Origin of the sequence: Agromyces bauzanensis (assembly GCF_014645655.1) — a bacterium.
GTDB classification, from domain to species: Bacteria; Actinomycetota; Actinomycetes; order Actinomycetales; family Microbacteriaceae; genus Agromyces; species Agromyces bauzanensis.
In genome coordinates this window covers 49,925-74,929 of record NZ_BMMD01000001.1, presented here as the reverse complement: position 1 = coordinate 74,929, position 25,005 = coordinate 49,925, and the positions used below count along the sequence as shown (strand labels likewise).

Annotated in this window: 26 protein-coding genes and 1 tRNA gene; 7 read left to right on the top strand and 20 right to left on the bottom strand. The window is 70.7% G+C overall.

What is annotated here, in order from left to right; translation table 11 throughout:
- Window positions 1–39: 39 nt before the first annotated feature.
- On the bottom strand, window positions 40–351 hold the full coding sequence (locus IEX31_RS00390; RefSeq protein ID WP_229661999.1) for a hypothetical protein: 312 nt from the start codon (window positions 349–351) through the stop codon (window positions 40–42).
- Between the two features lie 125 nt (window positions 352–476).
- On the opposite strand from IEX31_RS00390, the gene IEX31_RS00385 reads away from it, so the two are divergent.
- Window positions 477–887, top strand: a complete 411-nt coding sequence (locus tag IEX31_RS00385) for a DUF4307 domain-containing protein (RefSeq protein WP_188741462.1) — start codon at window positions 477–479, stop codon at window positions 885–887.
- Window positions 888–959: 72 nt separating this feature from the next.
- Window positions 960–1,451 carry a transcription elongation factor GreA gene (gene greA, locus IEX31_RS00380; protein ID WP_188741461.1) on the top strand — a complete coding sequence of 164 codons (492 nt, stop codon included), beginning with the start codon at window positions 960–962 and terminating at the stop codon, window positions 1,449–1,451.
- A gap of 67 nt (window positions 1,452–1,518) precedes the next feature.
- Here the strand turns inward: greA and ilvA are convergent, their stop codons facing one another.
- Complete coding sequence (gene ilvA / locus IEX31_RS00375; protein WP_229661998.1) at window positions 1,519–2,757, bottom strand: threonine ammonia-lyase; 1,239 nt, start codon at window positions 2,755–2,757, stop codon at window positions 1,519–1,521.
- Window positions 2,758–2,761: 4 nt separating this feature from the next.
- A complete protein-coding gene (locus IEX31_RS00370) occupies window positions 2,762–3,988 on the bottom strand; it encodes an AI-2E family transporter (RefSeq protein WP_188741459.1) in 1,227 nt (408 codons plus the stop codon).
- Between the two features lie 95 nt (window positions 3,989–4,083).
- On the opposite strand from IEX31_RS00370, the gene IEX31_RS00365 reads away from it, so the two are divergent.
- Window positions 4,084–5,292, top strand: coding sequence for a winged helix-turn-helix domain-containing protein (locus IEX31_RS00365; RefSeq protein WP_188741458.1), 1,209 nt, complete (start codon window positions 4,084–4,086; stop codon window positions 5,290–5,292).
- Between the two features lie 12 nt (window positions 5,293–5,304).
- On the opposite strand, the gene IEX31_RS00360 is transcribed toward IEX31_RS00365, so the two are convergent.
- The 5 genes from IEX31_RS00360 to IEX31_RS00340 all read right to left on the bottom strand — a co-directional run bounded on the left by IEX31_RS00360 (window position 5,305) and on the right by IEX31_RS00340 (window position 10,064).
- Window positions 5,305–6,180 carry a M48 family metalloprotease gene (locus IEX31_RS00360; protein ID WP_188741457.1) on the bottom strand — a complete coding sequence of 292 codons (876 nt, stop codon included), beginning with the start codon at window positions 6,178–6,180 and terminating at the stop codon, window positions 5,305–5,307.
- A gap of 9 nt (window positions 6,181–6,189) precedes the next feature.
- Window positions 6,190–6,756, bottom strand: coding sequence for a LemA family protein (locus tag IEX31_RS00355; protein WP_188741456.1), 567 nt, complete (start codon window positions 6,754–6,756; stop codon window positions 6,190–6,192).
- Between the two features lie 157 nt (window positions 6,757–6,913).
- Window positions 6,914–8,227 (bottom strand): D-arabinono-1,4-lactone oxidase, encoded by a 1,314-nt coding sequence (locus IEX31_RS00350; RefSeq protein WP_188741455.1) that lies wholly within the window; start codon window positions 8,225–8,227, stop codon window positions 6,914–6,916.
- A complete protein-coding gene (locus tag IEX31_RS00345; RefSeq protein WP_188741454.1) occupies window positions 8,224–9,471 on the bottom strand; it encodes an alanine racemase in 1,248 nt (415 codons plus the stop codon). The genes IEX31_RS00350 and IEX31_RS00345 overlap by 4 nt, the downstream gene beginning before the upstream one ends.
- The gene (locus tag IEX31_RS00340) at window positions 9,468–10,064 is read right to left on the bottom strand and encodes a TetR/AcrR family transcriptional regulator (RefSeq protein WP_188741453.1); all 597 of its coding nucleotides are present in this window, start codon (window positions 10,062–10,064) and stop codon (window positions 9,468–9,470) included. The genes IEX31_RS00345 and IEX31_RS00340 overlap by 4 nt, the downstream gene beginning before the upstream one ends.
- A 108-nt stretch (window positions 10,065–10,172) precedes the next feature.
- Between IEX31_RS00340 and IEX31_RS00335 the strand changes: the two genes are divergently transcribed.
- Together IEX31_RS00335 and IEX31_RS00330 are read left to right on the top strand one after the other, a co-directional pair.
- A complete protein-coding gene (locus IEX31_RS00335) occupies window positions 10,173–11,102 on the top strand; it encodes a Ppx/GppA phosphatase family protein (protein ID WP_188741452.1) in 930 nt (309 codons plus the stop codon).
- Window positions 11,103–11,180: 78 nt separating this feature from the next.
- On the top strand, window positions 11,181–11,378 hold the full coding sequence (locus tag IEX31_RS00330) for a hypothetical protein (RefSeq protein WP_188741451.1): 198 nt from the start codon (window positions 11,181–11,183) through the stop codon (window positions 11,376–11,378).
- Window positions 11,379–11,380: 2 nt separating this feature from the next.
- Here the strand turns inward: IEX31_RS00330 and IEX31_RS00325 are convergent, their stop codons facing one another.
- The 3 genes from IEX31_RS00325 to IEX31_RS00315 form a co-directional block, all read right to left on the bottom strand.
- Window positions 11,381–12,061 carry a VWA domain-containing protein gene (locus IEX31_RS00325; protein ID WP_268236940.1) on the bottom strand — a complete coding sequence of 227 codons (681 nt, stop codon included), beginning with the start codon at window positions 12,059–12,061 and terminating at the stop codon, window positions 11,381–11,383.
- A gap of 242 nt (window positions 12,062–12,303) precedes the next feature.
- Window positions 12,304–13,338: an AAA family ATPase gene (locus tag IEX31_RS00320; RefSeq protein ID WP_229661997.1), complete on the bottom strand. Its 1,035-nt coding sequence runs from the start codon at window positions 13,336–13,338 to the stop codon at window positions 12,304–12,306.
- A gap of 1 nt (window position 13,339) precedes the next feature.
- On the bottom strand, window positions 13,340–14,455 hold the full coding sequence (locus IEX31_RS00315) for an NDMA-dependent alcohol dehydrogenase (protein WP_188741449.1): 1,116 nt from the start codon (window positions 14,453–14,455) through the stop codon (window positions 13,340–13,342).
- A 305-nt stretch (window positions 14,456–14,760) separates the two neighbouring features.
- Between IEX31_RS00315 and IEX31_RS00310 the strand changes: the two genes are divergently transcribed.
- Window positions 14,761–16,137, top strand: coding sequence for an NAD-dependent succinate-semialdehyde dehydrogenase (locus tag IEX31_RS00310; protein WP_188741448.1), 1,377 nt, complete (start codon window positions 14,761–14,763; stop codon window positions 16,135–16,137).
- A 42-nt stretch (window positions 16,138–16,179) separates the two neighbouring features.
- Here IEX31_RS00310 and IEX31_RS19485 read toward each other — a convergent pair whose 3' ends face one another.
- Entirely contained in the window at window positions 16,180–16,527 is a 348-nt protein-coding gene (locus IEX31_RS19485; RefSeq protein WP_188741447.1) for a phosphoribosyltransferase family protein, read from the bottom strand.
- Between the two features lie 31 nt (window positions 16,528–16,558).
- Here IEX31_RS19485 and IEX31_RS00300 point away from each other — a divergent pair, with 31 nt between their 5' ends.
- Window positions 16,559–16,930 carry a nuclear transport factor 2 family protein gene (locus IEX31_RS00300; RefSeq protein WP_188741446.1) on the top strand — a complete coding sequence of 124 codons (372 nt, stop codon included), beginning with the start codon at window positions 16,559–16,561 and terminating at the stop codon, window positions 16,928–16,930.
- 13 nt (window positions 16,931–16,943) lie between these two features.
- Here IEX31_RS00300 and IEX31_RS00295 read toward each other — a convergent pair.
- The 8 genes from IEX31_RS00295 to hisS all read right to left on the bottom strand — a co-directional run bounded on the left by IEX31_RS00295 (window position 16,944) and on the right by hisS (window position 24,960).
- Window positions 16,944–17,017: transfer RNA gene (locus tag IEX31_RS00295), tRNA-Leu, on the bottom strand.
- 32 nt (window positions 17,018–17,049) lie between these two features.
- On the bottom strand, window positions 17,050–18,513 hold the full coding sequence (locus IEX31_RS00290; protein ID WP_188741445.1) for an NAD(P)/FAD-dependent oxidoreductase: 1,464 nt from the start codon (window positions 18,511–18,513) through the stop codon (window positions 17,050–17,052).
- A gap of 48 nt (window positions 18,514–18,561) precedes the next feature.
- A complete protein-coding gene (locus IEX31_RS00285) occupies window positions 18,562–19,842 on the bottom strand; it encodes a S8 family serine peptidase (protein ID WP_188741444.1) in 1,281 nt (426 codons plus the stop codon).
- Window positions 19,839–20,402 (bottom strand): DUF501 domain-containing protein, encoded by a 564-nt coding sequence (locus tag IEX31_RS00280; protein WP_188741443.1) that lies wholly within the window; start codon window positions 20,400–20,402, stop codon window positions 19,839–19,841. Before IEX31_RS00280 ends, IEX31_RS00285 begins: the two co-directional genes overlap by 4 nt.
- Window positions 20,399–21,037, bottom strand: a complete 639-nt coding sequence (locus tag IEX31_RS18575) for an FtsB family cell division protein (RefSeq protein ID WP_229661996.1) — start codon at window positions 21,035–21,037, stop codon at window positions 20,399–20,401. The genes IEX31_RS00280 and IEX31_RS18575 overlap by 4 nt, the downstream gene beginning before the upstream one ends.
- Window positions 21,038–21,101: 64 nt before the next feature.
- Window positions 21,102–22,382 carry a phosphopyruvate hydratase gene (gene eno / locus IEX31_RS00270; RefSeq protein WP_188741442.1) on the bottom strand — a complete coding sequence of 427 codons (1,281 nt, stop codon included), beginning with the start codon at window positions 22,380–22,382 and terminating at the stop codon, window positions 21,102–21,104.
- Window positions 22,383–22,654: 272 nt separating this feature from the next.
- Window positions 22,655–22,885: a hypothetical protein gene (locus tag IEX31_RS00265; RefSeq protein ID WP_188741441.1), complete on the bottom strand. Its 231-nt coding sequence runs from the start codon at window positions 22,883–22,885 to the stop codon at window positions 22,655–22,657.
- 794 nt (window positions 22,886–23,679) lie between these two features.
- Window positions 23,680–24,960, bottom strand: coding sequence for a histidine--tRNA ligase (gene hisS, locus IEX31_RS00260; RefSeq protein ID WP_188741440.1), 1,281 nt, complete (start codon window positions 24,958–24,960; stop codon window positions 23,680–23,682).
- Between the last annotated feature and the right edge of the window lie 45 nt (window positions 24,961–25,005).

Sequence of the window (25,005 nt, the reverse complement as noted above, 5' to 3'; positions counted from 1 at the left end):
GCGACGGGTGCGGTGGGCGCGACGGATGCCGCGGGCGCGTCAGCGCGTCGGCGGCGTGTCGTCCTCGTCGTCGGATGCCGCGGCCGCTTCGGCCTCCGAGGTCGCCGTCGTGGCATCCGGACCGTCCGCTTCGCCCGCGTCGCTCGCGGCGAGCTCCGCCTCGAGACGCTCGACCTCGAGCTGCTGCCGCACCTCGGCGCGGTAGTTGACGCGGCGGATGCGGCGCACCATGTCGAGGATGAGGAGCACCACCACCACCATGACGAGGAACGTCGCCACGAAGCCCACGACGCCCGGCGTCACGAGGTCGGGGTCGAACTCCTCCTCTTCCGCACCTACCAGGAAGGGCACCGCCGCAGCGATCACGAGCGTCGTCCGACGGCGGGACTGGCGGGCAGGGCGAGCATCGGGATCCCTTCGCGGGGCGGGTTAGGCTGGATTCACAGCCTAGACGATCGAGGTGGGATGGAGCCGTGGTGACCGGGCAGCAGACCGCGGCGCTGGACGCCCGCTACGGGCGCACTCGGCCTCGTCGCACGCGCGACCGACTCCTGCTCGTCGCCGGTGCGGTCGCCGTCGCGATCGTGCTCGTCGCATGGGTCGTCTGGGCCGGCCTCGACGGCTCGACGCCGTCGGTCGAGGCCACCGACACCGGGCACGAGCTCATGAACGACGAACGCGCCGTCGAGGTCTCGTGGACCCTGTCGGTGCCGCCCGGCAATGAGACCGCGTGCATCGTGCAGGCGCTCGACGAGGACTTCACCGTCGTGGGCTGGAAGGTCGTCGAGATCCCCGCCTCGGATCGCCACCTGCGTGAGTTCACCGAGACGGTGCGCGTCGCACAGGAGGCCAACACCGGTTTGATCTCCCGGTGCTGGCTGAGCTAACATAGGAGATTCGCTCCGACCGAACGTCGGGGCGACATCTCTATTCCGACACGTCTAACTCAGGAGTGCACCATGGCGCAGGACGCCACCGTCACCTGGCTCACGCAGGATGCCTTCGACCGGCTCGCCGCCGAGCTCGAGGAGCTCTCGACGCACGGTCGCGAGGAGATCGCCAAGCGCATCGAGGCGGCGCGTGAAGAGGGTGACCTGAAGGAGAACGGCGGGTACCACGCCGCGAAAGACGAGCAGGGCAAGCAGGAGGCACGCATCCGCCAGCTCACCGAACTGCTGCGCCACGCGAAGGTCGGCGAGGCGCCCGAGTCCTCGGGCGTCGTCGAACCCGGCACGGTCATCACCGCGGTCATCGCGGGCGACGAGGAGCGCTTCCTCATCGGCAGCCGAGAGATCGCCGGCGACTCCGAACTCGACGTGTTCAGCGAGCAGTCACCGCTCGGCGCCGCGATCCTCGGCCTGAAGGTCGGAGACGCCACGAGCTACACCGCGCCCAACGGGCGCGAGATCGCCGTGCAGGTCACGGGCGTCGAGACCTGGGGCGGCCAGTAGGGACCCCGGCCGCGGTTCGGACCAACACCGTAGACGACGGCCCCCTCGCTCGCGAGGGGGCCATTCATCATTCGTCGACGATCCGCGGATCGTACCCGGCCCGACGCAGCACTTCGACGACCGAGGCGCGGTGGTCGGGCCCGCGCGTCTCGACCGAGAGCTGCAGTTCCACCTCCGAGATCTGCAGCCCCGAGCCGTGTCTTGTGTGCAGCACCTCGACGACGTTCGCGTTCGCCTCGGCGAGGAGCTCCGCGACCCGTGCGAGCTGGCCGGGACGATCGGGCAGCCCGATGCTCAGCGTGAGGTAGCGGTCGGATGCCGCAAGCCCGTGCGCCACGACGCGCTGCATGAGGAGCGGGTCGATGTTGCCTCCGGAGAGCACCGCGACGACCGGTCCGTCGGACACGACGGCGCCGGTCATGATCGCCGCCACCGCCACGGCTCCCGCGGGCTCCACGACCAGCTTGGCGCGTTCGAGCAGCACGAGGAGCGCCCGGGCGATGTCGTCCTCGGACACGGTGACGACCTCGTCGACCGTCTCGCGGATGATCGCGAAGTTCAGCTCGCCCGGCCGGTACACCGCGATGCCGTCGGCGATGGTGGGCACGACCGGCACCGGGCGCGGCTCCCCTGCCGCGAGCGACGCGACGTACGGCGCCGCATTCTCGGCCTGCACGCCGATGACGCGCAGCGGGCGCCCCTCCCTGGCCGCCTGCTGCTTGGCCGCGCTCGCGATGCCGGCGGCGAGCCCGCCGCCGCCGATGGGGACGACGATGGTCGTGGCATCCGGAGCCTGCTCGAGGATCTCGAGGCCGAGCGTGCCCTGACCCGCGACGACGTCGGGGTGGTCGAACGGCGGGATGATGACGGCTCCGGTCTCGGCGGCGAACGCCGCGGCCGCCTCGAGCGTCTCACCGATCGAGCTGCCGGCCAGCACGACGTCGGCACCGTACGAACGGGTCGCCTCGAGCTTCGGCAGGGCGACGCCGACCGGCATGAAGATCGTGGCGCGGATGCCGAGCTCGCGCGCGGCGAAGGCGACGCCCTGCGCATGGTTGCCGGCGGATGCGGCCACCACGCCGCGCTCCCGCTCGGCCTCGCTCAACGACGACATCCGGTGGTAGGCGCCACGGAGCTTGTAGGACCCGGTGCGCTGCAGGTTCTCGCACTTCAGGTACACGGGCACGCCGAGACGGGCTGCGAGAAACCGCGACGTCTCCATGGGCGTGCGACGGGCCACGCGGCCCACGACTTCGCGCGCCCGTTCGAACTCGGCGAGGCTCGGCCCCGGAATGGTCGTGATCACGCGCTCATTCTCCTCGCTGGTAACCCGGTCGTTGCGGCACGGTGCGCCAGAGCGGCGAGTGCGCCTCCTCCACCGGTGGACCGGCGGCATGCTTCCACGAGCCGCCCGCGATGTAGTTGATCATCACGTTCGCGACGGCGGCGACCGGGACGGCGAACAGGGCGCCGGCGATGCCCGCGAGCAGTGAACCCGTCGCGACCGCGGTGACGACACCGAGCGGATGCACCTTCACCGCCGTTCCCATGATGAGCGGCTGCAGGATGTGGCCCTCGACCTGCTGCACGAGCAGCACGATGCCGAGCATGATGAGCGCGATGACCCAGCCGTTGTAGACGAGCGCCACGAACACGGCGAGCCCACCCGTGACCACGGCGCCGACGATGGGGATGAACGAGCCGAGGAACACCAGGATCCCGATGGGCACGGCCAGCGGCACGCCGAGGAAGAACGCGCCGAGGCCGATGCCGACGGCGTCGATCGCGGCGACGAGCACCTGCACCTTGACGAAGTTCTGCAGCGTCGCCCAGCCTGCGTTGCCAGCGCCGTCGACCGCCGCGCGTGCCCGGCGCGGGAAGACGCCGACGATCCAGGTCCAGATCCCGCGGCCGTCGATGAGCACGAAGATGGTCGCGAACAGGGCGAGCAGCATCCCTGCGAGGAAGTGCCCCACGGTCGACCCGGCCGAGAGCGCACCGCTCAGCAGGACGTTGCTGTCCGCCTGAGCCGAGGCGAAGACCTGGTCGACGAAGTCGTTCAGCTGTGTCTCGGTGATGTGCAGCGGGCTCACGAGCAGGAGCGCCTTGAACTCGTCCCACGCGACGAGCGACTGCGCGGCGAGGTCGTCCAAGCCCCGGACGATCTGCGTGATGCCGAGCGTGAGCAGCCCCCCGACGACCGTGAGCGCGGCGAGCATCGCGACCGCGATCGCGAGCCACCTCGGCCAGCGGTGGCGCTGCAGGAACTGCGAGAAGGGCACGAGGAGCGCGCCGAGCAGCACCGCCACGAGGATCGGGATGATGATGAACCGCAGCTGGAAGATCAGGAAGATGACGACCGCGAGCACGCCGCCCACAAGCAGGAGCCGCCACGACCAGGCCGCCGCGAGCCGCATGCCGTAGGGAACGGACTCCGAGGCGTCGCGACGCAACGGCGTTGCAGGGGCCGTCGCCTGCTGCCCCGAGCGTCGGCGCCGCGCGACCCTGCCCCGAGCCCGACCGTTCGACTCAGTCATCGCTCCAGTCTAGGCGCGGGGCATGCGCGAGACGGCATGCGGGCGGAAGCCCACCAGAGGCCGGTGTCGGAGGCGGCGGCTAGTCTCGTGGAACCATGGTCGATTCGGTCAGTCCCGCGCTCGCCCGCCGCATCTCGCTCTCCGCCCAGGGCTTCGGGCGCATCGCGCCCGACACCGCCGGCCTGCGCCAGGTGCGGGGCGTCGTCGAACGCCTCGGGCTGCTCCAGATCGACTCCGTGAACGTGTTCGAGCGCAGCCATTACCTCCCCGCGTTCAGCCGCGTCGGCGCCTACGATCGCGCCCTGCTCGACCGCCTCGCGCACGGCAGGCACGGTCGCCTGCTCGAGTACTGGGCGCACGAGGCGGCGTTCATCCCGAGGGAGCTGTGGCCACATTTCGAGTTCCGCCGCGAAGAGTACCGGCGGCGCGGAAGCGAGTGGGGCGGCTGGCTCGTCGAGAACCGCACGCTCGCCGACTGGCTGCGTCACGAGCTCGCGGCCAACGGGCCCATGCCCGCGAGCGCCATCGAGCACGATGCGAACGAGCGCCGCGGTCCGTGGTGGGGCTGGTCCGACGTCAAGCGCACGCTGGAGTGGATGTTCCGCGTCGGCGAGGTGGTGTGCATCGAACGCCGCCGATTCGAGCGCGTCTACGCCCTCCCCGAGCAGGCGCTTCCGCCCGCGCTGCTCGGCGAGCCGCCCGCCGAGGCCGACGCCGTGCGCGAGCTCATACGGCGTGCTGCATCCGCCCTCGGCATCGCGACCGAGGCCGACCTCGCCGACTACTGGCGCATGAAGCGGCCGGGCGTGCGCGCGGCGATCCGCGACCTCGAGGATGCGGGCGAGCTCCTGCCGGTCGAGGTGCCCGGCTGGACGACGGGTCGGCGCCCGACGCCCACGTGGGTGCATCGCGACGCCCGTCGTCCGCGACGCCTCGAGGCGGCCGCCGTGCTGTCGCCGTTCGACCCCGTGGTGTGGTTCCGCCCGCGCACAGAGCGCATCTTCGACTTCCACTACCGCATCGAGATCTACACTCCCGAGCCCGAGCGCAAGTTCGGCTACTACACGCTGCCGGTGCTCGTCGACGACGACCTGGTCGGGCGCGTCGATCTGAAGAGCGACCGCAAGTCCCGCGTGCTGCGCGTGCAGTCGGCATGGTCCGAGGCCGGGGCCCCGGCCGACACCGCGGCCAGGCTGGTGCCGGTGCTCCGGCGCGCCGCCTCGTGGCAGGGTCTCGACGAGATCGAGGTCGTCGATCGCGGCGACCTGGCGCCTGCCTTGCGCGCAGAGCTCGTTGCGTCCTGACGACGGCGCCGCCTAGAACGCGCCGCCCATCTGCTCGAGCCGCTTGACACGGTCGGCGATCGGGGGGTGCGTCGCGAACAGCCGGTCGATGACGCCGGGCTTCAGCGGGTCGGCGATCCAGAGGTGGGCCATCGAGGAGTTCTGCCGCCGCATGGGGCGTCCGTACGCCTCGAGCTTCTCGAGCGCCTTGGCGAGGGCGTCGGGATGCCGCGTGGTCATCGCGCCCGTGGCATCCGCGAGGTACTCCCGCTGTCGCGACACGGCGAGCTGCACGAGGCTCGCCACGAGCGGGGCGATGAGCATGGCCACGAGGCCCACGATGAGCATGACAGGGTTCTGGTTGTTGTTGCGACCGCCGAAGAACGTCATGCGAAGGAACATGTCGGAGATGAACCCGATGGCCACGACGAGGCCGAAGACGATCATCGAGAGGCGGATGTCGTAGTTGCGCACGTGGCCGAGCTCATGCGCCATCACGCCCTCGAGCTCCGCGTCGTCCATGATGTCGAGCAGGCCCGTGGTGGCCGCGACGACGGCGTGCTCGGGGTCTCGCCCGGTGGCGAAGGCGTTGGGGGCCGGGTCGGAGATGACGTACACCTTCGGCATGGGCGTGCCGGTGGTGATCGAGAGGTTCTCGACCGTGCGCCACAGCCGCGGGTGGTCGGCCTTCGAGTGCAGCTGGACGGCACCCGACATGGCGATGGCCTGCCTGTCGGCGGTGAAGTACTGGAACAGGGCGTACGCCGACGCGACGACGACCGTCACGATGACGATCGTCAGGTCTTGGTAGACCCAGGCCGCGAGCCAGCCCAGCCCGCCGATGATGGCGAGGAAGAACAGGATGATGAAGACGGTGTTGCGCTTGTTCCTGGCGATCGCTCGGTACAACGCCGACCCTTAGAACTGCACGCGCGGCGGCTCTGCGATCGCCGCAGGCTCCGTCACCTCGAAGAACTCCCGCTCGTGGAAGCCCAGGCTGCGCACGAAGAGCGTGTTCGGGAAGACCTTGATCTTCGTGTTGAGCTCACGAACGCCGCCGTTGTAGAACCGACGCGACGCCTGGATCTTGTCTTCCGTGTCGACGAGCTCGGCCTGCAGCTGCAGGAAGTTCTGGCTCGCCTGCAGCTGGGGGTACGCCTCGGCCACCGCGAATATCGACTTCAGGGCCTGCTGCATATGGTTCTCGGCGACACCCGCCTCGGCCGGACCGTGCGCCTGCAGCGTCTCGGCGCGCGCGCGCGTGACATTCTCGAAGACCGCCTTCTCGTGTGCGGCGTAGCCCTTCACCGCCTCGATGAGGTTCGGGATGAGGTCGGCGCGACGCTTCAGCTGCACCGTGATGTCGCTCCACGCCTCGTCGACGCGCACGTTGAGCGTGACCAGCGAGTTGTAGGTCGCCCAGAGGTAGATGCCGATGATCACCACGAGTGCGACGACGACGATGACGGGGATGAGCCATTCCATGGCACGGACTCCTAGCACTCTCGCGACGAAAACGGATGAACGGTGTTCCACCATCCTACTGAGCGGCGGTCGCATGAGCCGGGCTTCCCATGAGACTCGGAGGGAAGTTCCGGCCGGCTCGTGGGCGAGGTTCAGGCAGACGCGAGCCCACGGAGCGTCAGGTGCCGAGCACCCGGTCGAGGTACGGGTTCGCGAAACGCCGCTCGGGGTCGAGCTCGTCGCGAACGCGCAGGAAGTCGTCGAACCGGGGATAGAGGTGGCGCAGCGACTCGGCCGCCTGCGTGTGCATCTTTCCCCAGTGCGGGCGGCCGCCGTACCCGCGCATGATCTCCTCCACGGCCGTGAAGTATTCGCGCGGGTCCTCGCGGACGTAGCGGTGCACGGCGAGGTACCCCGTCTCGCGTCCGTATGCGGTCGAGAGCCAGTTGTCGTCGGATGCCGCGGCCCGCACCTCGATCGGGAAGCTGACGCGCCATCCCTTCCGCTCGATGAGGGCACGCACCTCGCGGAACGCGTCAGGTACCGCCTCGAGCGGCACGGCGTACTCCATCTCGCGGAATCGGACGCTGCGATGCGTCGTGAACACCTTGGGCGAGAAGTCGGCGAAGTCGCGGCCGCCCGAGAGACGTTCGACGATGCGCGCCGAGCGGGGCGTCGTGCCGGGGGCGACGGCGCCGAGCGCGCAGATGGCCCGGTACGCGCCGTTCGCGAGCAGTTCGTCGTCGACCCACCGAGACGTGCGACCGAGCGGCTTCCGCGGCGCGTCGCCCGGAAGCCGCGTATTGGTCTTCGTGAGCGCAGCGTCGGTGTGCGGGAACCAGTAGAACTCGAAGTGGTCGCGGCTCCGCACCCGGTCGAGCCACTGCTCGAGCACCTCCGCGAGCGGCTCTGGCCGCTCGACGGCGTGCAGCACGTACCGCGGCACGAGCTGCAGCGTGAGCTCGACGAGCACGCCGAGCGCGCCGAGGCCGAGGCGCACGGCCGGCAGCAGGTCGGGGCGCTCGGTCTCGCTCACGGTGAGCGGCTCCCCCGTGCCGGTCACGAGCTTCACGGCGACGATCTGCGTCGCGAGCCCGCCGAACGCGAGCCCGGTGCCGTGCGTGCCCGTCGCCGTCGCACCCGCGATCGTCTGCCGGTCGATGTCGCCCATGTTCGCCATGGCGAGGCCGTACGGCGCGAGCAGCGCGGGCAGCTGATGCAGCCGGGTGCCTGCGGCGAGCGCGACCCGGCCGGTCGCGACATCCGCGTCGATGACCCCCGTCAGGTCGGTGAGGTCGAGCTGCACGCCCGGCGCCACCGCGACGCCGGTGAAGCTGTGCCCCGAGCCGACGGGCTTGATGCGCAGGCCGGATGCCGCGGCCGCGACCACCGCGCGCTCCACCGCGCTCGCCGTGGCCGGCCGCTCGACGCGCAGCGGCCGCACCGACTCGGTGCGCGCCCAGTTGCGCCACGTGGCTCCGCTCGCCGTCACAGGAACGCCCTCCCCTCGCCCCGGTACGTCGGGATCGCGTCGACCACGTCGCCGCCGTCGACGACGGCGAACGCGTTCAGGTGTTCGGCGAGCTCGCCCGACTTCGTGTGCCGGAACCACACGCGGTCACCCACGCGCAACCGCCGAGCGGCGCGCCCGGCGACCGGGGTCTGCACCTCGCCCGCGGACTCGCGGGCGAGCACCGAGAGGCCCTCTGGCCACACGATCCGCGGCACGCGGTCGGCGCCGGGCGGCCCCGACGCGATCCAGCCGCCGCCGAGGATGGTGGCGTGCTCGGGACTCGGCGAACGCACCACGTCGAGCGCGAACGCCGCGGCGGGAGCCGGAGTGAACTGCGCGTAGCCATCGAAGAGATGGCCGCCGAACAGACCCGAACCTGCGGCGATCTCGGTGACCGAGGCATCCGCCGCCGTGGCCTCGAGCGAGCCGGTGCCGCCGCCGTTCACGAACTCGAGCTCGACGTGCTCGCGCACCGCGGCGACCGCGTGCGATCGACGCTCCACGAGCTCGGGCATCGACCAGGACTGCATCCACCGGTTCACCGCGCCGTCGACCGGCCGGCCCGCGGGCCGGTTCGCGACCCCGGCGATCTGCGCCTCGTACGCCATCATGCCGACGAGGCGAAACCCCCGCCGGCCCGCGATGTAGGCCGCGAGCGCCCCCGCCTCGGCCGGCTCGTGCACGGGCGAGCGGCGCACGCCGACATGGCCGAGCACGGGAACCTGCCATGACACGTCGAGTTCGAGGCACACCCGGATCGTCTCGCGCTCGCCGGGCGGCAACACGGCGTCGATGAGGTCGAGTTGCTGCGGCGAGTCCACCATGAGCGTGATGCGGCTCGCGAGATCGGCGTCGCGGCCGAGCCGGCGGATGCCGCCGCGCTCCGCCGTGGGATAGCCGACCACGAGGTCGTCGACGGTGTCGGCGAGCCACAGCGCCTCGGCGAGGGTGTAGGCGAGCACGCCGCGGTATCCCGGCTCGCTGAGGAGCGCCTCGATCACGCCGCGCACCCGCACCGACTTCGAGGCGATGCGAATGGGCGTCCCCCCGGCGCGCCGGACCATGTCGATCGCATTGTGCCGCAACGCCGGGAGGTGGATGGCTCCGACCGGCGCGTCGAGGTCGCGCGTGGCGGCGGTGAGGGCGGGCCAGTGCCGTGCGGGATCGAGCCAGCTCGGGGCATCCGTCGTCGCGGCGGCCATGCGCAGGTCGAGGCCCGTCATCGGGTGTCTGCCATTCTCGAGAGGGCGTCCGCGGCTGTTCTCACCACTGCGCGGGCGGCGGCGTCGTCACGGTCGACGAGCCAGGTGATGGTAAGCCCGTCAGTGAACGCGACGAGCACGTGCGCCACCTCGGCGACCGGGCGCCGCCAGGTGGTTCCGGCCGCTTCGGCGGCGATCTCGAGCGAGTGCTCGGCCAGTTCGGCGTAGCGGCGGTACTGCGCGACGGCGAGCGGATACCGCTCCGGCGAACGGAGCGCATACTGCGTGAGCTCGAGCATCGCCTGCTCGTGATCGGGGTCGGCCTCCAAGTGCTCGAGGTAGCGGAGGAGGCCCGATTCGAGGATCCGGCGAAGGTCCTGCCCGGGCACGATGTCGGGGATGACGGCCTGCTCCTCGCGGGCGACGACGGTGGCGATGAGCTCGTCGATGAGCTCATCGCGTGAGTCGAACGCGTAGTGGAAACTCGCGAGCGACATTCCCGCCTCGGCGACGATCGCCCGGGTCGTGGCCCGCGCGATCCCCTGCCGCGACACCACGCGAAGGGCGGCCTCGACCAAGGCGTTGCGGCGCTCGGATGCGGGGATGCGGGCCACCGGGCTCCTCTCGACGCCGTCGCCGACCAAAGTGGGACAGTCGTCCCACTCGCACCAGTATGCAGGAAACGCGTCGTCGGATGCATCCGTCGCCAGTACGCTCGAACCATGCGCCTCGGGGTCCTCGACGTCGGTTCCAACACCGTGCACCTGCTCGTCGTCGACGCCCATCGCGGCGCGCGGCCGATCCCCATGACCTCGCAGAAGTCGGTGCTGCGCCTCATGCGGTATCTCGACGGCGACGGCTCGATCCGTCCCGAAGGCGTCGACGCCATCCTCACCGCAGTTGGCGAGGCATCCGACGCCGCCCGCCGAGCGGGCATCGATGAGCTGCTCGCGTTCGCGACCTCCGCCATCCGCGAGGCGTCGAACGGGGAGGAGGTGCTGGCCCGGGTCGCCGCCGAGACCGGGGTGGAGCTCGACGTGCTCTCAGGCGACGACGAGGCGAGCCTCACGTACCTCGCGGTGCGGCGCTGGTATGGCTGGTCGGCCGGCCGTATCCTGCTGCTCGACATCGGCGGCGGCTCACTCGAGCTCGCGCAGGGCATCGACGAGGTGCCAGATGTCGCGCGGTCGCTGCCGCTCGGAGCCGGCCGCTCGACCATCGAGTTCCTCCCCGACGACCCGCCATCCGCCGATCAGGTCGCGAACCTGCGCGGGCACGCGCGGGCGATCCTCGCCGAGGCGGTCGCCCCGGTCCGCGATCTGCCCGCGCCCGAGCACGTCGTGGGCTCGTCGAAGACGATCCGCTCGCTCGCGCGGCTCGCCGGCACGGTCGAGGAGGGCGTCGGGGCATCCGATCGCAGCATCCTCACCCGTCACGGCCTCGACGACTGGACGCCGCGGCTCGCGAAGATCCCCTCGGACGCTCGACCCGCACTGCCCGGCATCACCGCCGACCGCACGTTCCAGATCGTCGCGGGTGCGGTGGTGCTCTCGGAGGCGATGCGGGCCTTCGGGGTCGATGAACTCGAGGTGTCGCCGTGGGCCCTGCGCGAGGGCCTCATCCTGCGGCGGCTCGACCGGTTCACCGCGTAGCGCCGCGGCTCATACGGCGATCCCGCACGCCGGTGGCCCCCGCGGGAACCGGCCTGAACCTTACTGAGCCCGCCCCAGGTGGACGAACTGATGGCGCTCTACACCTTCGGGACGTTCACGCACGTCATGGAGGCCCTGGGCGACGCCGGCGTGACCGTCTACGTTGTCGGGAACGTCCTTCATCGCCAGATCACGACCCTCATCCTGGACGGGCTCAATGCCGCGCCCACCACATCGCCGAGCGCGTCGAACCGGTCCGAGGCCGAGCGGCGTTGACCTCATGGCCAGAGTCCGGCGATCGCGGCGGGGACGGCGCTCGGTCCGCTGACCTCGGCCGCCCGGCCGCCGACCGCGCGCGCCAGCGCGCGCGCCTGCACGCCGGACTCGTCCGGGCCGACGGGCGCCAGTACGAGTAACTCGTCGAGGGCGCGCGCTGCCGCAACCGGGTCGTCCCCGGTCGTGGCGCGCCCGTCGGAGAGCAGCAGAGTGATGCGCCGCGACGCGGTCGATTCGGACAGTTCGCGAGCGGCGGCCCGCAACGCGGCCGCCAGATCGGTGCGGCCGTGGCCGCGCAGGCTCAGCAGGTCTTCCACGACGCCCTCCACCGCGCGCGGCTGACGCTGCGCCTTGACGATGCGTACGGACGAGCCGAAGGCTATGACGCTGTAGTCCTCGATGTCTCGCAGCGCCACGGCGGCCGCGGCAACCGCCGCCGTGGCAAGCCTCGCGCCCCCCATCGATCCGGACCGGTCCAGCACGAGACTGATCGCGGTCGCTGGCCGGGTCCAGCCGGGCCCGCGCAGTCCGGCGGGGTCGGCGGCCCGTCCGGCGAGGTTCGAGACCATGAGCTCGTCCAAGCTCGCGTCCACGTCAACGTCGACGCCGGGCTCCCAGCGTCGCGATCGGATGCGACCGGCGCCGGGCCGTGGTGCGCCGCGCGGCGACGCCGCACGGACCATGACCCGGCCCGACAGCGCCAACGCCAATCGTCGCAGCCGTTCGTCGGTGGCACCGCTCATCTCCGCGAGCAAGGTCAGCGCGGCATCCGGGTCCCGTCGCTCGAGCTCGCTGAGGGCCCCTTCGTCGAGCATCCCCAACCGCGGGGAGACCTCGTCGAACCCCGCTATCGCCTTCAGCAGGTGACGGCCCGTTGAGGCCTGCGGCTGGTCGCCCCGATCGCCACGCGGCTGCGGGTCGGGGCTCAGCCCGTTGCGAGGGGCGCCGGTCGGGTGGGGCCGGTCGCCCCGCGCGCTTTTCCCGGTTCGGCCCCCGCGTCCGCTCCCGGTTGCGGTACCGCGGTCGGACCGTATACGCGATGCCACAGCTCGATGATGATGTCCTCGGCGCTGCGCTCGCCCCCCTCCTGCACCCGGATGCGTCCGGTCAGTGCGGCGAGCGCCGCATCCAGACTGACACCCGCATCCGTTGCGTCCGTGCCGCGCAGCACGGCGAGCCGGTCGGCGACGAGCATCATGTCGATGGCACCGCGTACCGACGAACCGATGCGGACGTCGGGGTGGCTGCGGGTCGCGCGCACGAGGGCGACCACGAGGTCGACCTCGAGCGGCTGCCGACTCCCGTCGGGCACCGCGGCGGCACCGTCGGCGTTGACGGCGCGCTCGACCACGCGTTTCTCATCGGCGGCACTCTGGTAGTCCATCCGGATGCGACAGGTGCGGTCGTACACGGCCGCGGAGATCCGAGCGGTGCCGACCGCGTCGAACGGATTCATCGCTGCGACGAGAGCGAACCCCGGCGCCGCCGGCACGAGACCAAGGCGCGGAACATGCAGCTCGCCCTCGCTCATCACCGTGATCAGGACGTTGATGGTCTCCTCGGGAACGCGGTTGAGCTCCTCGAGGTACAGCAGCGCGCCGGCCCGCATCGCCTGCACGAGCGGGCCGTCGAGGAAGTTCTCATCGCGGTATCCCTCGGCGAGCAGCCGACTCGGGTCGTGGCTGCCGACCAGTCGACCAGGGGTCAACTCGGCGCTGCCCTCCACGAAGACCAGGCCGATGCCTGCGGCGTCCGCAAGCGTGCGCAGCAAGGTGGACTTGCCGGTGCCCGGCGGGCCTTCCAGGACGACGTGGCGACCCGCCGCCAGTGCCGCCAGGAGTACCTCGGTCTCGCGACGACGACCGATCACCGCCTCATCGAAGGCGGCGAGGGTGGCCGGGGTGAGGATCGCCGCGACCCCGCTCGGCGGACTCGCGGCGATCCCCTGGTGCGAGGTCACGTCAGTTGTAGACGATCACGCCGCGGATGTTCTTGCCGTCGCGCATGTCCTGATAGCCCTGGTTGATCTCCTCGAGGCTGTAGGTCTTGGTGACGAGCTCGTTGAGCTTCAGCTGCCCGTTCTGGTAGAGGCTCAGCAGGCGCGGGATGTCGGCGCGCGGGTTGGCCTCACCGAACAGCGAGCCCTGCAGCCGCTTCTGCGAAAGCGTCAGATCGAACAGCGACATCGTCACGTCCATCTGGGAGCCATGGCCGATGCCGGTGACCACCGCGGTGCCGCCCTTCGTGGTCAGCGCCATGATGCCCGCGATCAGCGCCCCCTCCACGACCCCTGCCGTGTAGATGACCGCATCGGCCATCGCACCGCGTGTGATCTGCTGCACGAGCGGGAACGCCTCCTCGATGCTCGCGGCGGTGTGGGTGGCGCCGAGCGATTGCGCGTTCTCGCGCTTGAACTCCACCGGATCGACCGCGACGATGTACTTCGCCCCGGCGATCCGCGCGCCCTGCACCGCGTTGGAGCCGATCCCGCCCACGCCGACGACGACCACCACATCGCCCGGCTGCACGTCGGCGCTGTTGACCGCCGATCCCCAGCCGGTGGTCACGCCGCATCCGACGAGCGCCGCGAGCTCGAGCGGGATGTCGTCGTCGATCTTCACGGCGGATGCCTCGTTCACGACGGTGTAGGGGGAGAAGGTGCCGAGCACGCACATCAGTCGGGCATCCTCGCCCTTGACGTGGTGGCGGGAGGTCCCGTCGGTGATCTGCAGACCCTCGAGGATCCCGGCGCCGAGATCGCAGAGGTTCTGGTGACCCGTCGAGCACATCTTGCACCGGCCGCACGCCGGGATGAAGCTCAGCACGACATGATCGCCGACCTTGAGGCTCTCCACTCCCGGGCCGACCTGCTCGACGACGCCCGCGCCCTCGTGGCCGCCGATGTAGGGGTGGGCCGGCACCGGCATGTCCCCGGTGAGGATGTGTTCGTCGGAGTGGCACAACCCGGACGCGGAAAGCTTGATGAGGACCTCGCCGTGCTTGGGATCGTCGAGCTCGAGCTCTTCGATACTCCAGTCCTGGCCGACGCCCCAGTTCACGGCCGCTTTGGTCTTCATGGCAATCTCTCCTTCGACATCTTCGTCACAGCAAGCCACTGACGCAGCTGGTCAGCGTGGGTTCAGGCTATGCCTGCCCCGGCCCCGTGTGCAACGAGCGAGCGAGTCTGCACACGGGATGCTCGCGCACGAGTGGTGCAAGGTGCGGTCACGGCTTCCCGGCCCCGAGTCGCCGCGGCAGTGCGCATTGACATGCCCCCGCAGCGGTGGCAGCCTGTGAAGACCAGACGAGCTGTTGCGGAATGGTCCGCGCGAGCGCACGGGACACGCACGGAACCTGGCAACGGAGCTGAGGAGACAAGCCTGTGGGCGCATACGCCACCATCAATCCGGCGACCGGCGAAGCACTCGCCGAGTTTCCGGTGATCAGCGACCGCGAGGTCGACGCGATCCTCGACCGGGCCCACACCGCGTACCTGTCGTGGCGGGAGACGCCGTTGGCCCAGCGCACCGCGGCGCTCGCACGCGCCGCGCAGCTGAGCACCGAGCGCATCGACGAACTGGCGAAGTTGCTCACCCTCGAGATGGGCAAGCCGCTGATGCAGGCCCAGGGCGAGGTGATGCTCGTCGCCTCGATCTTCAAGTACTACGCCGAGAACGCGGAGAAGTTCCTCGCCGACGAGGTGCTCGATGCTGTCGGCGGCGGCGAGGCCGTCGTCCGCACCGAGCCGATCGGCGTCATCCTGGGCGTCATGCCGTGGAACTTCCCCTATTACCAGGTGGCCAGGTTCGCCGCCCCGAATCTGGCTCTCGGCAACACCATCGTGCTCAAGCATGCGCGCAACTGCCCGCAGTCGGCCTTGGCGATGGAGAAGCTGCTGCACGACGCCGGCATCCCGAAGGATGCCTACATCAACGCGTTCATCGACAGCCGTCAGGTCGCCGAGATCATCGCCGACCCGCGCGTGCAGGGCGTCTCCCTCACCGGGTCGGAGAAGGCGGGCTCGGCGGTGGGCGAGGTGGCCGGTCGACACATGAAGCGCTACGTGCTCGAGCTGGGCGGCTCGGATCCGTTCATCGTGCTCGAAGACGCCGACGTCGACGGCGCGGTCAAGGAGGCCGTCATGGGCCGGGTGATGAACGCCGGGCAGGCGTGTACCGCGTCGAAGCGGTTCATCGTCGTCGATTCGGTGTACGACGAGTTCACCCAGAAGTTCATCGGCGCGATGACGCAGATCCCCACCGGCGACCCCACTGATCCCGCCACCATGGTCGGGCCGCTCTCCTCGGCGCAGGCCGCCAAGGATCTCGGCGAGCTCGTCAAGGACGCGGTCGACAAGGGCGCTGAGCTGCACTCGGCACCGCAACCGGACGGCGGTGGAGCTTACTATGCGCCCGCCGTGCTCACCGGGGTCACCTCCGAGATGCGTGCGTTCTCCGAGGAGTTGTTCGGTCCGGTTGCGACGGTCTTCCGCGTGCCGTCGCCGCAGGCGGCGGTCGAGTTGGCGAACTCCTCGCCGTTCGGCTTGGGCGGCAGCATCTTCACGAAGAACCTCGACCTCGCTCGCGAGCTGGCGGGGGATCTGGAGACCGGGATGGTGTGGATCAACGCGGTCACCGGGAGCTCCGCGGAGCTGCCGTTCGGCGGAGTGAAGCGCTCCGGCGTCGGCCGCGAGCTCGGCAAGTACGGGATGAGCGAGTTCGCCAACAAGAAGCTCGTACGCGTGCCGCAGCCCGCGTGATGGTGCGAGCGCGCGCGGTGCACCCGCAACGCAGCGGCCGGGTCATCCGATCGCGCGATGTCGCGCGGTGCCGGGCGCTCCGCCCCGAGCGGTCCCTAAGCAGCACCATCGAACATCGAGGTGACCGAGCCGTCGTCGAAGGCGTCGTGGTCCCACCGCTTCTCCTCCGGAATCGGGAGCGTGTCGGTGACGACGACCGAGTCGATGAACTCGCTGCAGGATCTCGGTCGCCGGATCGGAGAGGATCGCGTGGGTCGCCGCGACCACGACGCCGATCGCACCATTGGTCTTGAGTACCTCGACGGCTCTGACGATCGTGCGGCCCGTGTCGATCATGTCGTCGACGAGCAGGCATACCCGGCCCTGGACTCCACCGACGATCTCTTGCACGCAGACCCGGTTGGGCACCAGCGTGTCGCGTGTGGATGATCGCGAGCGGGGCGCCGAGCTTGTCGCTCCAGATGTCAGCGACGCGCACCCGGCCCATGTCCGGGGAGACGACGGTCAGCATCGCGGGGTCCAGCTGCTTCCGGAAGTGCTCGACCGCGACCGGTTCACGGGCAAGGCGGGGGTTCGAGCCGGCCTCGCGAGGCGGTACAAGGGCATCCCCGACGTGCACTACGGCAACGATCGGCACTTGGTCTGCTCCGACGGCTTCGGCGTGTCCGAATCGACGCCCACCGGCACCTCCATCGCGGGCCAGTCGCTCGAGGTGCGCGGCGTCGACCTGCTCGAGTACGACGACGACGGCAGGATCACCCGCAAGGACTCGTTCTGGAAGCTCCTCGAGTGACGCACGTGGGCGGTGCTCCCGCTGGGACTCGAACCCAGACTGAGGCGATTTTAAGTCGCCTGCCTCTGCCGATTGGGCTACGGGAGCGCGGTGCCACGCCGTGGCGGCACCGCTCCACACTACTTCGCCGCGACCGGCTCGCCCTTGGCTTCGACCTTGGCCGGCCTGGACACCCCGGCTCCGGCCGTCGTCCTCACGGTCTTCGAGGTGTCGCCAGCGGATGCCGCGACCGCGGGTGCCGGCGCAGGAGCCGCCGCGGCGGGTGGCTTCGGACGGGCGGCGAACGCCTCGAACTGTGCGCGCGGGTCCTGGAGCGCGGCGAGCGACACGATGTCGCGACCGAGCCAGAAGTTGTTCCACCAGCCCCAGAACACGCGAAACTTGCGCTCCCAGCTCGGCATGGCGAGGCCGTGGTAGCCGCGGTGGGCGAACCAGGCGATGAGCCCCTTGAGGGCGAGGTTGCCCGACTGGAAGACGCCCGAGCCGATGCCGAGACCGGCGACCGCACCGAGGTTCTTGTGGAAGTACTCCTTCGGCTCCTCGCCCCGGAGCACCGCGACGATGTTCTTGGCGAGGAGCTTGCCCTGACGCACGGCGTGCTGCGCGTTCGGCACGCAGTACCCGCCGACGCCACCACCCGAGAGGTCGGGCACCGCGGCGATGTCGCCGGCGGCCCATGCGTCGGCCACCCAGTCGTCCTCGTCGCCCACCCGGAGGTCGGCGCGGGTGAGGATGCGGCCGCGCTCCTCGACGGGAAGGTCGCTGGTGCGCACGATGGCCGGGTTGGCCATCACGCCGGCGGTCCAGACGATGAGGTCGGACTCGAAGGTCTCGCCGGTCGAGAGCTCGATCCTGCCGTCGACGGCGCTCGTGAGCTGAGTGTCGAGGTGGATCTCGGCGCCGCGCTGGGCGAGGTGCTTGATCACCCAGTGGCTGGTCGGAAGCGAGACCTCGGGCATGATGCGGCCCATGGCCTCGATGAGGTGGAAGTGCGTCTCGTCGAACGTGAGCTGCGGGTAGTACTCGAGCAGAGCGCTCGCGAACGAGCGGAGCTCGGCGAACACCTCGATGCCCGCGAAGCCGCCCCCGACGACGACGAACGTGAGCAGGCGTTCGCGCTCGGGCCCCGGGGGGAGGGTCGCGGCCTTGTCGAAGTTGGTGACCACGCGGTCGCGGATCGCGACGGCCTCCTCGATCGTCTTCAGCCCGATCGCGTTCTCGGCGATGCCGGGAATCGGGAAGGTGCGCGAGACGGCGCCGCCCGTGACGACGATGACGTCGTACTCGAACTCCCACGGCTCGGCGAGCTCGGGCGTGATCGTGGCGGTCTTGGTCGCGTGGTCGATGCCGGTGACCTTCGCCGAGACGATGTTGGTCTTCTTCAGGTGCCGGCGCTGGGAGACCACCGAGTGCCGCGGCTCGATCGAGCCGGCCGCCACCTCGGGGAGGAACGGCTGGTACGTCATGTAGGGAAGCGGGTCGACGATCGTGACCTCAGCCTCGCCGGAACGCAGCCACTTCTCGAGCTTCCACGCTGTGTAGAACCCCGCATAGCCGCCGCCGACGATGAGAATCTTGGGCACGGTGAATGGACTCCTCAGTTTCTGATCAGTAGCGGGCTGAGCGTGCGATCACTGCTCACGAGTGCGAACAGTCCGCTTGGTATGCCGAGTGGCGCCGATGCCCAACAGCGCTGCTAGCGTACCAAATCCGGCGACCAACGAGAGCGGGACGGTGATGTAGGCCAACGTCCAGGCCGTCGGGAGCAGGGTCTGCGCGCCGTCCGACCGGGGCGGCGGCGGGTCGGCGATCGGCACGATCTCCTGGTTCTCGCCGTCGGTGGCAGGGGCCTCGACGTCCGCCCGCCGATGCAGTTCGATCCAGTCCGCGAGGCTGCCGAGCGGATTGGCATCGACCCCCGGCACGTCGGCGGTGAGCGCCGCGACCGGATCGATGAGCCCCCAGCCGTAGAGCGGGCTCGGCACGTCGTGGCCGTTCGGATCGGCCGTACGGATGACTCGTTCGATGACGTTCGCCGCATCCAGCTCGGGATACTCGCTGCGAACGAGCGCCACGAGACCCGACACGATCGGCGCCGCGGCGCTCGTGCCGTCCCACTGCACGTACCCGCCGTCGGGCAGCACGCCGACAAGGTCCTCGCTCGGTGCCGCCGCCGCGATCGTGATGCCCTGGGAGCTCGCGTCGAAGCTCGCGTTCTTCTCGCGATCGACGCCCGCGACCGTCAGCACGCCCGGGATGGTGGCCGGCGCACCGACCTCGCTGGTGCCGCTGCCGCGATTGCCGGCGGCGGCGACGACCACCACATCGTGCTCGAACGCGTACGTGAACGCGTCGTCCCAGCTCTCGGGCCAGTCGCGGGTGTTCCGGGTCAGCGACATGTTGATGATGTCCGCGCCGGAATCGACCGCCCAGCGCACCGCCTCGGCGATCTGGTCGTCGTTCGACTTCTCGGCGCCGGTGTCCTGCCCGAACGCGACCGACGCCGTCAGGATGTCGGCCGCGGGCGCGACGCCGATGACGCCGTTGCCCTCGCCCGTGCCGCGGCCCGCGAGGAGCGACGCCACGAGTGTGCCGTGGCTCGGATCATCGCCGACCGGGGTCTGGCCGTCGGGACTGCCGAGGCCCGAGACATCCGTGCCGCCGACCACCGCGCCACGCAGCTCGGCGACGTTGCCGTTCACGCCCGTGTCGATGACCGCCACCGTGACGCCCTCGCCGCGCGACGACGTCCACGCGGTCGTGAAGCCGTAGTCGGTGAGCCAGTACTCGAGGTCGCGCACCGTGTCGGCGTGCGCGGGCGAGGCGCCCGCGAGCGCGATCGTCGTGGCCGCGGCGAGCGCCGCTGCTGCCTTCGCCACGCCGGAGCGCACCCGGCCGGCACGCCCGGTCATGCCCGGCTCCGGGTGTCGTCGTCGGTGGGATCGGCCGGATCGGGAACGTCGACGCCGTAGTCGGGGCACTGGCAGACGTCTGGCGACCACGACGAGCGCTCGAGCGCGACGTCGCCGATGGGATTCACCCCGGGGCCCGCGGCGAGCGAGTGCGCCGCGAGCGCGTGCAGGCACTTCACTCGCGTCGGCATGCCGCCCGCCGAGATCCCGGCGATCTCGGGCACCACGGCGATCGACTCGCGATCGGCGAGGTACTCGTGGTGCGCCCGCTCGTAGGCGGCGGCGACCTCGGGGTCGGCGGCCAGCAGCTCGCCGCACTCGATCATCACCTGCGCCGCCTCGAGGAACGACATGGCGGCCGTCGCCACGGGGTGCGTGAGGTAGTAGAACGTCGGGAACGGCGTGCCGTCGGACAGGCGCGGCGCGGTCGAAACCACCGTCGGGGCGCCGCACGTGCAGCGGGCGGCGATGCCGACCACGTTGCGCGCACGACGGCCGAGTTGCGCCGACACGATGCGGATGTCGCGCTCGCTCACCGGCGCGAAGGGCGGCCGCGTCATCCATCGCTCCCCTCGGCGGGCGCGGTCGGCTCGGGCGCGAGCCCCGCGATCATCACGGAGTCGAGCAGGGTGCGCATCCAGTCGCCCTTCGATTCGGTCACCTCGGCCGAGACCTCGGTTGCGGCATCCGCCTTGGCTGCATCACTCCGGTCGTCGATGACGAGGTAGCTCACCTCGCCGGGCATCACGTAGTAGAGCCGCTCACGTGCCTGGGTCATGATGAACGTCTCGTCGTTCCAGCGTTCACGCTCGTCGCGGAGCCGCTGCACCTCCTCCTCCTGCGCGGAGACGGCGGCGCGCAGCTCGGCGATCTGCTGACGCTGCTGCGCGAACGCCGCGACGGTCGGCGCCAGCACCACGACCGCGAGCACGAGCACACCCACCATGATGAGCGAGAAGCCTGAGAATCGGATGCCGCTCAGCCACCCCGCGCGCACGGCCGCCGGCGACGTGGTCGTCGTGGCCTTCGTGGCGGGCCGGTGAGGCTCGGACACGGCGGGCGTGCGCGGCACGGGCTTGCCGGGCGCCGGCTTGCCGGAAGCGGCTGCCTTGGCAGACGCGGCAGGCTTGGCGGAAGCGGGCTTCTTGCCCGCACCGGCGGGCCGCCGCGGCGGGCGAGAGGCATCCTGCGTCATCGCCCCTCCTCACCGGCCCGGAAAGCGCGTCGGGGGCGGCCCCACGGCCGCCCCCGACACCCGATCAGGCCGTGAACCGGGGGAACGCCGTGCGGCCGGCGTACACCGCGGCCTCATCGAGCTCTTCTTCGATCCTCAGGAGCTGATTGTACTTGGCGACGCGCTCGGACCGGGCGGGCGCGCCCGTCTTGATCTGGCCGCAGTCGGTCGCGACCGCGAGGTCGGCGATCGTCGTGTCCTCGGTCTCGCCCGAGCGGTGCGAGAGCACCGCGGTGTAACCGGCACGCTGCGCCATCTTGACCGCGTCGAGCGTCTCGGAGAGCGTGCCGATCTGGTTCACCTTCACCAGGATCGAATTGCCGGCGTGCTGGGCGATGCCGTCGGCGAGCCGCGCCGGGTTCGTCACGAACAGGTCGTCGCCGACGATCTGCAGCTTCGTGCCGAGCTCGGCCGTGAGCGTCGCCCAGCCGGCCCAGTCGTCCTCGGCGAGCGGGTCCTCGATCGACACGAGCGGGTAGACGGCGGCGAGCTCGGCGTAGTACGCACCCATCTCCTCGGCGCTGCGATCCTGGCCCTCGAAGCGGTACACGCCGTTCTCGAAGAACTCGGTCGCGGCGACATCCAGCCCGAGGGCGATGTCGCTGCCGAGCGTGAAGCCGGCCTTGCCGATCGCCTCGGCGATCAGGTCGAGCGCGGCACGGTTGTTCGCGAGGTCGGGCGCGAAGCCGCCCTCGTCGCCCAGGCCCGTCGAGAGGCCCTTCGACTTCAGGAGGCTCTTCAACGCGTGGTAGGTCTCGACGCCCCAGCGGAGGCCCTCGGAGTAGGTCGGCGCGCCGATCGGCAGGACCATGAACTCCTGGATGTCGACCCCGGTGTCGGCGTGCGCGCCGCCGTTGATGATGTTCATCATCGGTACGGGGAGCACGTGCGCGTTCGGGCCGCCGAGGTAACGGAAGAGCGGCAGGTCGGCCGAGTCGGCGGCGGCCTTCGCGACCGCGAGGCTCACGCCGAGGATCGCATTGGCGCCGAGGCGGCTCTTGTTGTCGGTGCCGTCGGCGTCGACGAGGGCGGCGTCGACGAGGCGCTGGTCGGCGGCGTCGAGGTCCTCGATGGCCGGGCCGAGCTCGTCGAGCACGGCGTCGACGGCCTTCTGCACGCCCTTGCCGAGGTAGCGGTCGCTGTCGCCGTCGCGCAGCTCGTACGCCTCGAAGGCGCCGGTCGAGGCACCCGAGGGCACCGCCGCGCGCGCGAGCGTGCCGTCCTCGAGGAGCACCTCGACCTCGACGGTCGGGTTGCCGCGCGAGTCCAGAATCTCGCGGGCGCCTACAGCTTCGATGAATGCCACAGTGAACTCCTCTGTGATGGGGTATGCGTCGGACGACTCCGTCGTGATCCGCAGGTCAGTCTAGTGAGGCGCGCTCACGCGTGACGTTCGAGGCCGGATGCCGCGGCTGCCTCCTCCTCACCTCCCTCATCGAACCGTCGCAGACTGTGGGTTTGCGGCCGGGCCGTCGACCGTTTGCGACGGTCGGATGAAGCGACGTGGTCGCGCGAGTGGGCGGGAACGCGGCTCGCGCGAGTGGGCATGGGCGGCTCGCTGGCCGGTCGGCCAAGGAATCAGGCGGTCGCGATCAGCTCGCGGATGCGGGCCGGCAAGCTCGAGGAATCCACGTGGAGATCGTCGGAGGTGACCTCCACGATGCGCCACTGGACGTACTTGAGGTCGGGATGCAGGACCTCTCCGTCAAGGAGCGACGTGGGGTCGTTGAGGAGCGGTTCCGGCAGGCCGGACGTCACCAGGAGCAGGCGCAGGTGCGTCTCGGGCCGCGACTCGGCGCCGATGCGCACGAGCGGCAGCGCCCGCGCCAGCTCTCGGGCTCCCCGTCGCCGACCCCACCACGACGCGAGCCGTTGCAGGTCGGCGGGCGTGCCGAGCGCGGGCTGCCGCTTCCGGCGCGTTCGTGCTCCCGTGACGATCGCTCTCCGACGGCCACGAGATCGGGCACCCCGAGCACGGTCGCGAGTTGGCACCACACGAGCGCCGGCGAGACCACCGGCAGCCCGAGATGCAACCTGATCGGGATCACGCCGGCCAGCTCGTGGCCGGAGACTCCGTCCGATCGCGCACGTTCGACACCGGCTGGCGCGGTCACGTGGAGGTCGACGCCCTTCGACGGCAACGGCGGTCCGTACAGCCCCGGCTGCGGTTTCGTGGCTGAACGCCTCACCCCGACGTAGCAGCGGTTCGTACGCCCAGCACCGGTCGATCAGGTCATCGAGATCGAGGCCGGACGACCGCACGCCGTGGAACGGTCGCTGCAGGTCGAGGGCGCGCAGCCGACCGACACTCGCCTCATGGAATCCGGTTTCGTCGGTGCGGAACGCGGCCCCGCGCAGATGGGACGGGAGCGGTGTCTGACGAGTCACGCGCACACTCTGCCCGCAGCGGCGCAAACGGTCCGCGCACTCTCCACAGCCGCGTCCCCCTCCCCCACCGAACCGTCGCAAACCGCGGATGTTCCGAGAGCGAACCCGCGGTTTGCGACGGTTCGATGAAGGCAGGCGGGCGAGGGTGAGGGCGGGCGAGGGTGCGGGCGGGACCGAAGCATGCGAGTGAGCCGGTGCGCGGGCCGCGGCACGCGTTACGCGTCGAGTTCGCGGAACGCGAGCGACGATGCATCCGTCGTCTCCCCTCCCACCTGGGCCCACGCGTCGAAGCCGTCGGCGGTGACCCGGTCGAGCAGGGCGCGCACGTTCTTGACGCGGCGCTCGAAGCGCACGCGGGTTCCGGATGCCACGAGCTCGTGCTTCAGCGCGAGCAGCGTGGCCGGGTCGACCTCCGCGTCGTAGACGAGCACGACCGAGCGCGGCCGGCCCTCGTCGTGCACGGCGAGCAGGTCGACGATGCGCTCGAACCCGATCGAGAAGCCGCACGCGGGCACCTCCTGGCCGAGGAACCGCCCGATCATGTGGTCGTAGCGACCGCCGCCGCCGAGCGAGTAGCCGAGGTCGGGGTGCGCGATCTCGAAGATCGTGCCCGTGTAGTAGCCCATGCCGCGCACGAGCGTCGGGTCGAACTCGATCGCTGAGTTCGGCATGGCCTCGCGGAGTGCGAGGAGGTCGTCGTACGCCTCGAGGTCGAGCCACGCCGGCAGCCTCACGACGCCGTCGTGCAGGTGCCAGTCGGCCGCCGTGAGCGCCTCGAGCTCGGCCGCGACATCCGGCCCATCCGCGCCGCTGTCCCCGACGATCCCGAGCTCGCGCAGCTCGGCCGCCACTCCACCGGTGCCGATCTTGTCGAGCTTGTCGATCGTGATGAGGGCGCGCTCGCGGAACTCCTCGGGCACGCCCCACGACTCGAGGATGCGGCCGAGGATGCGCCGGTCGTTGATGCGGATGACGCAGTCGCCGAGGCCGAGCGCGTCGAGCGTCGCGACGGTCGCGGTGAGCAGCTCGAGCTCGGCGAGCGGCCCGGCCTCGCCGATGATGTCGATGTCGCACTGCACGAACTGCCGGAAGCGGCCCTTCTGCGGGCGCTCGGCCCGCCACACGGGCGCGATCTGGATCGCCCGGAACACGGGCGGCAGCGCGGCCCGGTGCGTCGCGTAGAACCGCGCGAGCGGCACGGTGAGGTCGTAGCGCAGGCCGAGGTCGGCGAGCGAGAGGGCGTCGCCGGATGCCGCGGCCGCCGCGAGGTCGTCGGGCGTGAGGCCGCGCCTCATCACGGCGAACGCGAGCTTCTCGTTGTCGCCGCCGAGGCCGGCGTGCAGACGATGCGAGTCCTCCATGACGGGCGTCTCGATCTCGTCGAAGCCGTGCGCCCGGTACACGTCGCGGATCACGCCGAGGGCATGCTCGCGGCGGGCCTTCTCGGCGGGCAGGAAGTCGCGCATGCCGCGCGGTGGGGTGACGGTTGCGGCCATGCCGACCATTCTTCCAGCACGCCGTGGTGCTCCCGGGACGGCGGG

Bases quoted from the DNA above. Each gene is read 5' to 3' on its own strand.
- IEX31_RS00285 (WP_188741444.1), bottom strand. From the start codon at position 19,842: ATGACCGGGCGTGCCGGCCGGGTGCGCTCCGGCGTGGCGAAGGCAGCA.
- IEX31_RS00345 (WP_188741454.1), bottom strand. From the start codon at position 9,471: ATGACGGGCCTCGACCTGCGCATGGCCGCCGCGACGACGGATGCCCCG.
- IEX31_RS00370 (WP_188741459.1), bottom strand. From the start codon at position 3,988: ATGACTGAGTCGAACGGTCGGGCTCGGGGCAGGGTCGCGCGGCGCCGA.
- greA (WP_188741461.1), top strand. From the start codon at position 960: ATGGCGCAGGACGCCACCGTCACCTGGCTCACGCAGGATGCCTTCGAC.
- IEX31_RS00365 (WP_188741458.1), top strand. From the start codon at position 4,084: ATGGTCGATTCGGTCAGTCCCGCGCTCGCCCGCCGCATCTCGCTCTCC.
- IEX31_RS00315 (WP_188741449.1), bottom strand. From the start codon at position 14,455: ATGAAGACCAAAGCGGCCGTGAACTGGGGCGTCGGCCAGGACTGGAGT.
- IEX31_RS00335 (WP_188741452.1), top strand. From the start codon at position 10,173: ATGCGCCTCGGGGTCCTCGACGTCGGTTCCAACACCGTGCACCTGCTC.
- hisS (WP_188741440.1), bottom strand. From the start codon at position 24,960: ATGGCCGCAACCGTCACCCCACCGCGCGGCATGCGCGACTTCCTGCCC.
- IEX31_RS18575 (WP_229661996.1), bottom strand. From the start codon at position 21,037: ATGACGCAGGATGCCTCTCGCCCGCCGCGGCGGCCCGCCGGTGCGGGC.
- IEX31_RS00355 (WP_188741456.1), bottom strand. From the start codon at position 6,756: ATGGAATGGCTCATCCCCGTCATCGTCGTCGTCGCACTCGTGGTGATC.
- IEX31_RS00325 (WP_268236940.1), bottom strand. From the start codon at position 12,061: ATGGTCCGTGCGGCGTCGCCGCGCGGCGCACCACGGCCCGGCGCCGGT.
- IEX31_RS00280 (WP_188741443.1), bottom strand. From the start codon at position 20,402: ATGACGCGGCCGCCCTTCGCGCCGGTGAGCGAGCGCGACATCCGCATC.